The 13,613-nt window shown below is 44.1% G+C and carries 4 protein-coding genes; all 4 read right to left on the bottom strand.

The genetic code is table 11. The annotated features are described in order from the left end of the window. Positions 1 to 19: 19 nt before the first annotated feature. The gene (locus INP83_RS12350) at positions 20 to 994 is read right to left on the bottom strand and encodes a TauD/TfdA family dioxygenase (RefSeq protein WP_219124369.1); all 975 of its coding nucleotides are present in this window, start codon (positions 992 to 994) and stop codon (positions 20 to 22) included. 23 nt (positions 995 to 1,017) lie between these two features. Next, positions 1,018 to 12,099, bottom strand: coding sequence for a non-ribosomal peptide synthetase (locus INP83_RS12345; protein WP_219124367.1), 11,082 nt, complete (start codon positions 12,097 to 12,099; stop codon positions 1,018 to 1,020). Between the two features lie 63 nt (positions 12,100 to 12,162). After that, complete coding sequence (locus tag INP83_RS12340) at positions 12,163 to 12,615, bottom strand: acyl carrier protein (RefSeq protein WP_219124365.1); 453 nt, start codon at positions 12,613 to 12,615, stop codon at positions 12,163 to 12,165. A 26-nt stretch (positions 12,616 to 12,641) separates the two neighbouring features. Continuing rightward, complete coding sequence (locus INP83_RS12335) at positions 12,642 to 13,610, bottom strand: hypothetical protein (protein ID WP_219124363.1); 969 nt, start codon at positions 13,608 to 13,610, stop codon at positions 12,642 to 12,644. Positions 13,611 to 13,613 lie beyond the last annotated feature (3 nt).

Below are 13,613 nucleotides of genomic sequence, written 5' to 3'. Positions count from 1 at the left end.
AAGTTTATACTAAGATTCTTCAGGTCATTGAGACCAGTATTTTGCGGTTGCCGGTGTAGGAGCTACGACCATGACAAACCAAAACATTGTCAACAATCAGCAGATCTCCTTTTTCCCATCTATTTTTTACGATGTTGCTGTCTACCGTTTTTCTTATCGCCTGGATTTTCTCTGTGCTAATTGAACTGCCATCGCCAAACGAGCCATACATAGGCAAATCCATTTCATTTTCGTACATCATCATCAACGCTTCGTAAATTTCTTCATCCATGTGCGAAGGGTGAAACTGGTCAACCTGGTTAAACCAAACTTCCTCGTTTGTTAACGGGTGTCTAATCACCGCCGGGCGATGCTGTACCAGCCTGATCCCACCATCATCCTTCCAGTCAAAACGGATATCGCTATCGCGGCAAAATTGTTCAACGTAGTGGCGGCTGTCGGTTTCATAAGTTTGTTGCCACGATGGTCCTGCGCCCTCACCACTATGGAGATTGCGTACATAGCGAACACCTTTTTCCCTCAACTCTGCCAATAACTCGGTATTGAAACTGGTAAGTATCTTACGACAGTCGGCAATGGTAGTTTCGCCTCCGGTTTCGCAGGGGGTGATACAGCAAAAAATAAGCTTCGACGGCCATTTTGCAGAATACGACAACTCGTTATGCAGTGTGATATTGAAATCGGCATCATATTCGGTTGAGGTGTAGGTATTCGACGTTAGCTTGGTGCGTGGTGAAAACCCATCCACGTAGGCCATCGGCTCGCCAATACTGATAGCGGCGATAAGGCGATCAAAATCATGCACGCTGCTGATGGCTGTATTTTTAAGCCTGACGGCACCATATTGAAGTAGCTGATCTTCTAATGATACGCGGTTATTATTCAGCCAAACAATCAATTCTTCGGGCTGAATAGTTTCGTCAAACTGAACGGTCAGCGGAAGTTCGCGCGTCGTTATTTTTAACGGCGCGCCGGTAAATTCAGATGATTTCATAACTTTTAAAAGGTTAATATTGGTCAGAAGTCTTCAGACAGGTTACTATTTATCGCCGTAATAGCTTCGATAAGGTTATTGTTGCAGGTAAGCTCAGAAACTATATCGGCAATGCTTATTCCCGGGTCTTCGGTCATTATTTCGCAAATCTTGACAAAATCATTGCGCACACGTTCAATCGTTTCCTTTTTGTAGAGATCGGTATTATAACGAAGCCTGAAACCGAAACACTCATTCAGTTCAGATCCGTAAAACCACAAATCGTGTTTGGCAATGGTGCATTCCTCTTCAAGTTGGCTTATTTTCAATCCTTTAAAATCGGTTTGGGCCGAAATGTTCATCTCCATTTGATTTTGCCAGGTGATCCCAATATCAAATATCGGCGACCGGTTTGGCTTGCGTTCTATATCAAGGTCGCTGATGATGCGGTTGAACGAATAAAGCTGATATTTATAAACATCAAGCGTTGAACGTTTAACTTTTTCAATCAACATATCTATGGTATCTTCTTTCTCAAATTGCACCCTTAATGCAAGTGTATTCAGGTACAGCCCTATCTGATTTTCAAGATCGGCGTGCCCGCGACCGGCTATCGGGAAACCTATAGCTACATCTTTAGCACGGGTGTGCCGGTAGATAAGGATGTTAATTACGGCCGACAGCGTCATGAATGCGCTTGCCGAATGCTGTTGCCCAAACTTCTTGATTTTCTCTGTCAATTGTTGATCGAGTGCAAATTTTACCGTGCCACCATTGTAGGTTCTTTGTGGTTTGCGATGGTAGTCGGCAGGTATTTCGAGCGTTTCAGCATAACCATCGAGGTATTTGAGCCAAAAGTTGCGGTGCTCATCAAGGCGCTGCCCCGAAAGTTGTTGCTGGTACCAGTTGGCATAATCCTTATACTGAATTTTAAGCGGTTGTAAAGGATTTTCATATCCCTGCGCAAAAGCGTCGTAAAGTTTCGAAACTTCGCTAACCAAAACTTCGAATGACCATCCGTCTGAGACGATATGGTGCAGCGTAAGTAAAAACACATGTTTTTGTGGTTGCATACGAAACAAACGGGCACGGATCAGCGGGCCCTTTTCCAGATCAAATGGCTGGTTACGTTCGCGCAGAACTTCATTGCCGATAATTTCCCAGGCGGCGGAGTTGTTAATCAGATCGGTGTATTCAATCGTGAAGGTAAAATCTTCTGCCGGGTGGATGCATTGTTTGGGTTCGCCCTCAAAGAGTGCAAATGAGGTTCTTAAACTTTCGTGACGCTGAACAAGCACTTTAAATGCTTTACTGAAAGCATCAACGTCCAAGGCGCCGTCAAACACAAAGGCATCAGGTATTACATAAGCCGTTTGATTATCTTCTAAAAGGTTAAGCACCCAAATTCGTTCCTGGCCGTAAGATGGTTCGTAATAGCTACGCTCTTCTACTGGCGCAATATCATAATACAAAGTCTGTTCAGTAGTATCCAGGCATTGAACCAGTTTCTCAATCGTTGTATTGTTGAATATCTCATCCAGCTGCAGATTCACGGCAAACTCCTTGAATATATCCGAAAGGATCTGCGTAGCCTTTAATGAGTGGCCTCCCAGTTCAAAAAAGTTGTCCCGGATACCTATTCCATTAATTCCTAAAACGCGTTCCCAAATTTTGATCAGCTTCTTTTGATTGTTGGTTACCGGTGCAACGTACGTGCGTAGCGGATGGTTGCGATCTGTAAACGGGTTGGGCAGTGCTTTTTTGTCAACCTTTCCATTGGCCGTGACAGGAATGCTGTCAATCGCAATAAAGAACGATGGCAGCATGTATTGAGGCAAGCGCTGCTGCAAATGCTTCAGCAAATCACTAATGGTTAAATTGGCCGTGCTAACATAATAGGCAGCCAGTAACAAGGAGCCTTCGGGGTCTCTTACCGGCTCAATAATGGCTTGCGCTATCAATTCAAAACCCAGCAGTATCGATTCAACCTCCCGCAGCTCTATACGGTGGCCGTTAATTTTAACTTGGTCATCGTTTCTGCCCAGGTATTCAATTTCGCCGGCGGTGTTCCATCTACCTATATCGCCGGTTTTGTAAATCACCTCGTTAGCGTTAAAGGGATTAGAGATAAAGCGTTGCTTAGTAAGTTCCTCATCTCCTGCATATCCACGGGCAACGCTTGCGCCGCCGATGTATATCTCGCCAGGCACACCTTGCGGAGCCAGCCTGAGCTGTTCATCAAGGATATAAATTTGGGTATTATCAATAGGCTTGCCTATCAAAACAGGTTTGTTGGCAAAGCCTATCTCTTTAGTGATGCATCCCACGGTGGCTTCCGTTGGACCATATTCATTGTAAATTTTGATATTGTTGTTTAGATTACGCAGAATAAGGATCTGCTCCCTAGTAAGCGCCTCTCCGCCCACAATTACCTGCGATACCTTGGTTTCATTTAGGCCAAGTGTGCCCAGCAAGCGGATGTGCGAGGGGGTAAGCTTAACCAGGTCAACATCCGAAGTGGTGGAGAAAATATCTTTGAGCGTTTCGGAAACATTCTTTTTGTTACTCACCGCTATTTTATCACCGCGTAGCAGTGTAGTAAAAATGCTTGTGATAGTTAAATCAAAGGCGAGCGATGTAAAATAAGCAAATGTTTTACCTGACTTGTTGTTGCAGTAATAATGGTTAGCCCAGTTCAGGTAGTTTAGCAGGTTGCGACGTCTTACTTCTACCCCTTTTGGCATGCCGGTTGATCCGGATGTGTAAATCAGGTAGGCAATGTTATCGGACGAGCCCGCTTCAGGTACATCGCCGATAATTGACGGCAGGCCATCCAACTCAATATCCATTACAAATAACTGTAAATGATCGTTATCTGCAAATTGAAACATAAAGTTCGTATCGGTTAACACCAGGCGGATACCGGCATTATTTAAGATATAATTTCTGCGTTCTTCAGGTGTTTCCGGATCAACCGGTACAAACGCCGCGCCCGATTTAAGGATGCCCATCAACGCCACCGGTATCAATTCCGAACGTTCGGCTATAATGGCAACCTTATCCCCTACACCAATATTATACTGATTTTGCAGATGGGCAGCCAAAGCGTTCGCCCGGTCGTTAAGCTGCTGATAACTAAGTTGAACATTGCCAAATTGAATGGCAGTTTGCCCGGCAAAAATTTTGGCGGTGTTTTCAAAGCGCTGCTGTACCGAATTGTTCCAGTCTACCGCTGCTGCAGTGTTATTGAAACCGCTCAGCAATTGTTGCTTGTCCTTTGGCGAAAGCATTCCGAGAGTAGCTATTGGCTTGTTAATATCGGCATCAACCTCCTCAACCAATTGGGCAAAGCCGGCTATTAATCGTTCAACGGTATCCCTGTTAAACAGATCCGAACTGAACTCCACGCAGCCAAAAACGGTATCACCGGCATTAAACCTGAAAGTTAAATCATATTTTGATGCTGCAGTTTCCGGTTCGTAATAGGCAAGCTGCAGTTCCTCAACATCTCCTCCTGTGGTAAACTCGATATCTACATCATCAAGCTCTATCATTACATCAAACAGCGGCGAGCGGCTGGTATCACGCGGGACATTCAAATCCTCGACGATTTTGTTAAAAGGATAATTTTGGTGTTCGTAAGCATCAAAAGTTACGTTTTTAACATTCAGTAAAAACTCACTGAATGAATCGCCAGCATCAAATTCTGTTTTGAACATCAGCGTGTTGGCAAACAAGCCTATTTGTTTCTCCAACTCCGGATGCTCACGACCGGCAGTGGTTGAGCCGATAATGATATCCGTTTGGCCTGAATACTTATGCAGCAACAGTTTGGTAAACGTTAGCAGGGTTGTAAATATACTGGTATGGAAAGATCTGCTGATAGCGAATATTTTTGCCGATAAGTCCTTATTCCAGGTAAAGGGTACCCTTCCGCCCACTAACCTCCGTTTAGCCGGACGTGGAAAATCTGTAGGTAAGTCCAATACGGGTATACCTTTTTCAAAACGGCTAAGCCAATAGGCACGATTGTTTTGCAATTCGGCTTCTTCGAAGCGATTATTTTGCCAGTCCACAAAATCCTTGTATTGAATAGCAAGTGATGGCAGCGGGTTAGGTTCGTTGTTCTTAAAGGCGTTGTAAAACACAGTCAGGTCATTGATCAGGATTTCCATGGACCAGCCATCGGCGATGATGTGGTGAATAGTCATCAGCAAGACAATTTTTTTAGTTGTCAACTGTACGACTTTAACACGGAACAAAGCATCAGCCGATAAATTCATTGGGCTTTTTGTTTCCGTATCGATAATCTGTTTTAAAGCCTCCTCCTTATCGGTCAATTTAGTGAGATCAGTAAGGTCTATGGTGTAGCGCTCCGCGGTATAGGGGTTGATTTGCTGGACGGGCTCACCGCCGATAGTAATAAAGTTTGTACGTAAGCTTTCATGTCGTTTAAACAATTCTTCGACAGCACGCTCAAATGCCTTGCTGTTAAAGTCGCCATCGATAATTAAGCTTTTCGTAATTAGGTAAGCAACCTGGCCTTTTTCAACCTGATCGAGGATCCACATTCGCTTTTGCGCGTGCGATAACTCGTAGTTTTTGCCGATGGCAACTGGCACGATATTATGATACACCCTTTTTTCATCGTTCCGGATGTTATCGGCCAAGGTTTTAACCGTAGGGTTGTTAAATATTTTTCTCAGTTGCACCCGCACATGCAGGGCCTGGTAAATACGCGACGCAACCTGTATTGCACGCAAACTGTTGCCACCGTATTCAAAAAAATCATCATTGATATCTACGCCGTTATTATTTAAAACAGCGCGAAATATAGTAAGCAGTTTTTGTTCAAATTCGTCTGCAATTTCAACTGCGGCAGTTTGTGGGGTATCGGGTAATTTATCTTTAGTGTTTATGATACGCGCAGGCAAATATTCGGGCTTAAAATAGCTTTTAAGATGCTTCTGAAGATTATACAAATTCGAGTTTTTATCATTGATAAAACTTACGTAAGCGGTAAAACTGCTGTCCTCGCCCATAAAGAAAACATCATCAACGTGATCGCCGGTACTGATCAAATCTTTAAGAATCGCATGACGTACAATTTTGCCTGAATTGTCACCGGCGGCATAGTTGATCTCAAGCGACCGGTTTTTGCGGCTACGGCAGTTATAAACAACAGGAGTGAAAATATTATTTTCGGCTTCGATTTTGTACAAGATCCCAAAAACACCCGTCATTACCGGTTTCAGGTTATCGTCTAATATGTTAAACCCGGCAGTGCTTAATAATTCGCCGATGCTAAGCACAGGTTGGTTTTGCTGGCTGGCAGTAACTTTGAAACCGGTTACCAGTCGTCCGATGGCATTCGAATAGTATGCATAATGCAAGTTAAACTTACCGCTCAAACCCGCCCATTGCCTGACATGCTCGCCAAGCAAAGGCGATTCACCGATTACCAGCAGGTTGTTGGCCAGGTGCCGGTTGCTGGTTTTGAGCCACTGGCTAAAAATATCTTTGTGAAGCACCCAGGCGCATGATTTGGTATCGAAGTTGTTTTTAATGGCACTTTCAACATCCGTGTAGATATCAACTTTTTTCCCGGTAAACAGCGCTAACAAGGCAATGTCGCACAAAAGGTCAGGCGCCAGGCCCTGCGATATTAAACGCAGGCAACCTATTTTAGATAGTTTGAACGCTTTAACCAGGTCTTGGTAGTAGGTTGCTTTATCCTCAAGCATGGTGGCATTTAAAGGCTCAAACCTTCGGCAATCTAACCTGAAAAAATTATTGGCAATAAGTTTTTTATAGTCGATGCTGTTAACGCCTTTTATTTTTGCCCCCTGCGATGCAACATGGGTTACAATCGCTGTAATGACCTCATCTGTGAGCTGGCTGTCATTATCTTCAATTTCGCCTGATGAGAAAAATCTATAATTCAACCCTGCCTGTTTCAGCCCCAGAACACAGCAAATCATTTCCTCAAAATTACTCAATGCTATGCCAACAATGCCGTTTTCATTTGGTATCCGGTTTTTGATATTGTGGGCAACATTGCAAACCTTTTGTCTAAGCTGATTCAGCGAGATCACCACGCCGTTATGAATCCATACCGGGCTATTTACAACTTCATCATTCCTGTTATTCCAAAAGGTATTGACGTTTTTATTTAATACTCTGGTAGCATTTTTAAAAGCTGATATAGAGTATACTTCCGTAATGACAGGATAGAAATCGGCAAGGCTTGCTTTTGGATCAGCCACGGCTTTTTCGGTTATATTTTCAAAACCCTGAATCCATTGCGTCATTAATTCCTCATCAAAAATGCTGCTGTTAAACTGAAAGGTGAATTTTAACCTGTCGGCCATTTTAATCACATTAAGAAACAGCTTGTATTTATTGGTTTCGCCTTCTTTTTTATAAATCCTATCACGCCCGTCGCCACTCTGGTCGTCTATGCGGATGCTCAGTGGAGCATCCATATTGAAAGCAAAGTTAATTGCAGGCGTATCGCTTAGCCCGTCCCTGGTTAAATTAGGATACGGGAAGTTACGGTGCTTATAAAGATCCAGCCACTTGTTCCTTACATCGGCAAGGAAATCGCTGAACGATTGCGATGTATCAATGTCACTATACAGCGGCAGCATCTGTACACAGCACCCCACCAGGCTATCAGCTTCCATATTCAGCTGGCCTGACGACGGGATGCCCAACAACTGCTTTTTAGAACCTGATATTTTGTTGAGGAACAGGATATAGAGCGAAAGTGTCACCATAAAAAGAGTGCATTTTTCTTTCTTGGCAAGTGCTGTCAGTTGGGTAGTCAGTTCCTCACTCATCTTAAACACGTAGCTGCAACCCTTAAAAGCCGATTCGGTTTTTACAACCTCTTCCGGGATATTTACTTTCGGCACATCATTGGATAATTGTTTGATCCAGTAAGTTCTGGAATCACCGCTTTTGGCTGAATTATAGACATTATCAGTCCAATTGATGTAGTCACCAAAATTAACCGGCAAAGCAAGGGCAGGTTCCTCATTTTTACTATAAGCCTCATACAAGGCAGCAATCTCTTCGAGGATTATGTTTATCGACCATCCGTCGGCAATAATATGGTGTACGACTACGATAACTGAAAATTGGTCATCATTTCGCTTAATAACCTTTATGCGAAAAAAAGGTCCATTATCAAAATCAAACACCTGGTGTTTAATCTCTTCAACCCTTTGACTGGACTGCGCCTCGCCTGCTACATTTAAGTAACCTACCTGGTATTTAAACGCATCATTAATGTATAGCTGATCGCCATCAATCCGAATGGTCCTGAGTATTTCATGGCGATTGATCAACCTATCTATTGCCTTTGAAAAGGCCTTTTCATTAAGTTTTTCATCAACCGCAATAACTCTTACTGAATGGAAAGCGACAGACGCGGCCTTATCTGCTTTGGCGGCAAACCAAAGACGACGTTGCTCTTCGGTTAGGGGGAGGTTGCGGTCGGTTTGGGCAATGTTAATTTCATCGGGGTTATCAGGAGTAGGTATGAAACCTTCATACCGCAGTAATCGCAACGTATCTTTGAAAGCCTTTATCAGGTAAGTGATATCTGCCTCGGTGTGGGCGGTAGATATAAAAAAAGTCATACCTTCCCAAGCGTAAATACCGTTGTTTAAAAAGTGGTAAACAATAAGGGAAAGATCGTAATTGGTACGAACCTGGAATAGCGAACCAAAATTCACAATTTTAACATTAAACTTTTCCTGCTTAAAAAAGGCATTGAGTTCGGCCGCCATGGCGGCTGTTTTGCAATTCAGATCATGTTGTAAAGCACCGCCGTTTGTTTTCAGGTGCAGTAACGCCGCTTTAGCGGCAGCCATACTTAAAGGGTGATGGCAAAACGTACCGGCCACAAAAGTCTTACGGTGATCAAATTTGGGCTGTGAATCATCGCCAAACTGCCACATTCCGCCATCAACGCCATGCATAAATTCGGCTTTGCCGCCAATAATACCTATCGGCAGGCCTCCTCCCGGAATCTTTCCATAAGTAACCAGGTCGGCCTTGATGCCGAACCAAGCCTGCGCACCACCCGGGTGGATCCGAAAACCGGTAATGATTTCATCAAAAATCAGCGGTACTTTAAGTTCTTCGGTAATTGCCCTAAGCTCAAGTAAATATTCTTTAGGTTGAAATTCCGGGCGGCGGCTCTGAACAGGTTCTACCAAGACAGCCGCCAGCTCATGCGCGTGTTTCTTAATAATTTCCAGCGATTCAGGGGTGCCGTAGTCTAACAGGATCACCTCATCTAAAACAGATTGCGCGATGCCGGTAGACTTGGGAACCGCCTTATGTTCTTTCGAAAATTTATCAGGCTGTGCCAAAACACCATCATAGGTGCCATGGTAGGAGCCCGAAAACATTACAATTTTAGTTTTAGAAGTAGCCGCACGTGCTAACCGCAAGGCAAGCATGACTGCCTCAGTACCTGAGTTATAAAAGGCAACGCGATCAACACCTGTCATTTCGCACACCAATTGCGCCACCTCGCCGGCAAGCGGCGACATTGGACCCAGGTAAACACCTTTATCTAATTGTTGGGCTACGGCCTTAGACACTTCTGGATGAGTGTAACCAAGCAGGTACACGCCAAACCCCATGCAAAAATCGATATACTTATTTCCATCCACGTCGGTGATATGCGCCCCTTTCGCCTCGTCAATCAGGATGGGATACATCATTTCCTTGTAGGTGTTGGTGTAGCCGGCAACCAACCGGTTGTTTGCATAATTTACCCGTTGCTGCTGAATAAGCTGCTTTGAGGTGCTTGTTTTTGCATTGAATGATTTAATTAATTGCTGAACATATTGTTTCTGCCCCTGCGATAAGCCTTCTTCACGCGGCTGCATGGCCTGCTGATAAGCGATGCCTGGTTTTACTGAAACCGGGGTAGCCACTGGTTCACCAACAACTGCCGGAATAACTTCATTCACCGTAATCCCGTCATGAGGAGCAGGTTTGTCTGCATTTACAGCAGTTGTGGCGGCTACCATTTCAAGTTGCCGCGACATCACCTGTAATTGCACATTTAAGATTTCAAGCAAAGTCATATTATCATTTTTTTGAGGCTGTGGACTACACGTTATATTTGAGGTGGTTTCTACAGGCTGGCTTTTCGCTGCATAATCGTTCTTATCAACCGGGAAGTTATTTTCAGCATCAGGACAGGTTACCCAGCAGCGTTTACGCTCAAATGGATAAAGAGGAATTTCAACCCGCCTAACGGCTATGCCCTGGTACAATTCGGCCCAGTCAACAGGTTCTCCATTCAGGTAACGGATGGCAAACAGGGCCTGCTGCTGATCGCGGGTGGAGTGGTTTGCGTTGCCGGCGTTTATGGCGTTCAGCCTATTGTTGTTTTGCCGATTATGAGTTTGGAATTCCTTGTTTTTTTCCAGGCTGTTGTATAAAATACCTTTTGCAGCAAGCGTATACCAATCATCGGACGCCTCCAGCTCTTTAATTTTTTGATGAAAATCTGTCAGGCTGCTTGTCTGGAAAACAATGCGATGTTCATGGTGATCGCGGCCGGCGGTAGCGGTAAAGCAAATATTGGCTAATTGGGTTTCCGGCGGTAGCTGTTCTATATATTTGCTGTAAGCTTTAACAAGGTTTAACAAAACCCCTTTGTTGCGCGCAGATAAGGCAAATAAAAGAGGGATCTCCGGGTTAATTTTAAGTGAAATTTCTGGCGCTTCCTCCAATATAACATGGCTATTAGTGCCGCTCATGCCAAACGAACTTACGCCACATCTTCTGGGTGTATCACCTGCCAACCAGTTAATCAGCCGTGTGTTAACAAAAACCGGCGATTCTTCGAAATTGATTTTATCATTTGGACGTTCAAAGTGCAGCGACGGCGGAATTTGCTGATTTTTCAAACTCAGTATGGCTTTTATAATCCCGGCGATACCTGCAGCCGAGTTAAGATGACCGATGTTGGATTTTACGGAACCGATAGCGCAAAACTGCCTTCTATCAGTATACTTTTTAAAAGCATGTGTAATTCCTTCGATTTCAATAGGGTCTCCCAGAGCTGTCGCGGTTCCGTGTGCTTCAATGTAACCGATGCTTTCGGGCTGTATGTTACCGTCTTTCCAGGCTTTTTCAATTACGTCTGCCTGGGCCAGCGCGTTTGGAGCGGTAATGCCTATTGAATTACCGTCTTGGTTGCAGGCCACGCCTTTTACAACCGCTAAAATATTATCATTGTCCCGCAGCGCCTTGTTAAGCGGTTTAAGCAATACGGCAGCGCAGCCTTCGCCGCCAACCGTACCATCGGATGTATAATCGAATGTTTTGGTTTTTGAGGATGCCGAAAGGATGCCCAAACCGGCAGTACCTTCTTCAACCGGCATCCAGCTCAGGTTAATCCCCCCTGCAATGGCCATGTCACAATCTCCGTTGCGGAGCGACTGGCAGGCACTGTAAAACGCCACCATAGACGATGAGCAGGCCGTATCAAATAAAATAGAAGGTCCTTTAAAATCAAACAGGTAAGATAACCGGCTGGCAATAATCGATGGCATATTAGCAGGATAAGCCATGGCGGCAAATTCCGGTTCAGCCTCGCTTACAAAATTCAGGTAATCTTTTGATCCGCCTGTGTATCCCAGATAGATTCCGATATTACTGCTCTTAAGTTTTAGGCACGAATAACCGGCATGCTCTATGGAGTGATAAGCAACCTCAAGGAAAATGCGCTGGGCCGGATTCATCATTTCGCCCTCCTTGGCAGTGAAGTTAAAAAAGCGATAATCAAATTTGTCAACCTCGCGCAAATAGCCTTTGCGTTTAAATTTCACTTCGGTGTCATCCTGAATCAAAGTTTTCCATTTCAGATATTTCACTGCTTCAGCCGCACGATCTACCGGAAAATCAACTACACAATCGGTACCGCCAGCTACTTTTTTCCAAAATTCGCCCAGGTCACCTGAATCAGGCATCACCCCGGCCATACCGATAACAGCGATATCTGAGGTTGATATCTTTTCGATGTTAAATGATTGTGCAGTTGAGGTATTGGCTGCCTGACGCGGTTTGAAAAAGTTTTTTTCCATGGCCATAATCAATTATTTTGTGGGTAATGATTGGATGCAAATCTGCCAGAGCAGTAATACACAGGAATGTTATTGACTTAAAGTAGCCAGGATTTCAATTTGCTTTTGCATCACCTGCAATTGCGCATTAATGATGGCCTGAATATCTAATTGCGCATTAGCAGTTAGAGTTTTTTGAGCCGGGCTGATTTTGATAGCCTTCGGCTTTGCCTGTACTGGACTACCGACAGACAATTGTGACTCACGCGTAACTTGCTGCACCTGTAGGGGCGCATCGAGTAAATGCTCTTCTATATAATCCGATAGCTTATCGAGGTTATCAATATCGTTAAACAGCCTATCTACCGGTACATCAAGCTTATATTGATTTTTTACAAGTTGTTTTACCTGGATAATGGAAATCGAATCCAATCCCATTTCCAAAAAAGTCTCATAAACGTCTACAGCACTGCTTTGGACCTCATAAACGCCGGCAATAACTTTTTTTAGGTTTTCTAACACTTGATTTTTTTGTGCGTTCATATCAATCAATAATTTTATGTGAAGATTTATGCCTGCAACAGGATATTGCTCCATGAAGCTACCGGGCTATTATTCATGATCAAAACTTTATCGCCGCTTCGGAAAGTGCCGTTATCCAAACCAGCCTGGTAATTAACCATAATATCGGCCGGGCCGAGATGGCCATATTTGTTCAGGTTTTCCCGGCAAACACCGGCAAATTTTAAATCGAAAGTAGTTTCGTAAAACTCAAACGATCTGGCCGACAAGTTTTGCAACATGTAGTGACTAATATCCGCCTTACTCAGCTCCTGACGGTTTAAGGTAGCATCATTCAGTTCACTTATCTTAAGTTTACTTTCAATAGCCAGCTCAAAACCATATTTGCGAAAGCTGCTGCATTCTTCGCGATAATCAGAAAATGCTTTGCCCAAATAGTCAACCTTAAAAAGGTCCCAATAACTGCCTGAAGTTTTGATGTTTACATCGAGAATTTGATTCCGGGCTGTTCTGCCTATGAGAAGCGCCACACCGCCGTCTCCGTTAATTGTTATAGGAAACCGGAAACGGCTCGGGGCGTACTGGCGGTTACCATAGCAGATCAGGATATATCTGGCATCGGCATTGGCTTTCAGATGGTCGGCTGCAATTTTTACCGCCATAGACATATCGGTGCAGCCTAAATCTGAAATCGACATCGCGTTGGCATTTTTAGCGCCAACTTCAAACTGCAACCTGCCCGATGATGAACTCATCAGATACTGTGGCAAGCGGGTTTGAACATGAACAACCAGGTTGATATCGGTGGGTTTAACCTGGTAATCAGCAATTACTTTTAGCGCTGCATTCTTTGCCAAATCATACGACTCCTGCTCATCGGCATGCTGTATGGTATCAATCCCTACGCTTTCAAAATAAGCTCGTTGCTGCTCGTCTAGGTTTTCGCTGGCTATAAGCTGCTTTACACTTATGGTTTTTTGAGGGAAATACGTAGATATGCCAATTATGCCAATCATCAC

Source organism: Mucilaginibacter sp. 21P (assembly GCF_019331605.1).
Taxonomy (GTDB): Bacteria; Bacteroidota; Bacteroidia; order Sphingobacteriales; family Sphingobacteriaceae; genus Mucilaginibacter; species Mucilaginibacter achroorhodeus.
The sequence above is the reverse complement of the archived record's forward strand: the minus strand, read 5'-3'. Positions and strand labels throughout refer to the sequence as shown.

Excerpts from the sequence above, each read along its gene's own strand:
- INP83_RS12350 (WP_219124369.1), bottom strand. The coding sequence starts at position 994 with ATGAAATCATCTGAATTTACCGGCGCGCCGTTAAAAATAACGACGCGC.
- INP83_RS12345 (WP_219124367.1), bottom strand. The coding sequence starts at position 12,099 with ATGGCCATGGAAAAAAACTTTTTCAAACCGCGTCAGGCAGCCAATACC.
- INP83_RS12340 (WP_219124365.1), bottom strand. The coding sequence starts at position 12,615 with ATGAACGCACAAAAAAATCAAGTGTTAGAAAACCTAAAAAAAGTTATT.
- INP83_RS12335 (WP_219124363.1), bottom strand. The coding sequence starts at position 13,610 with ATGATTGGCATAATTGGCATATCTACGTATTTCCCTCAAAAAACCATA.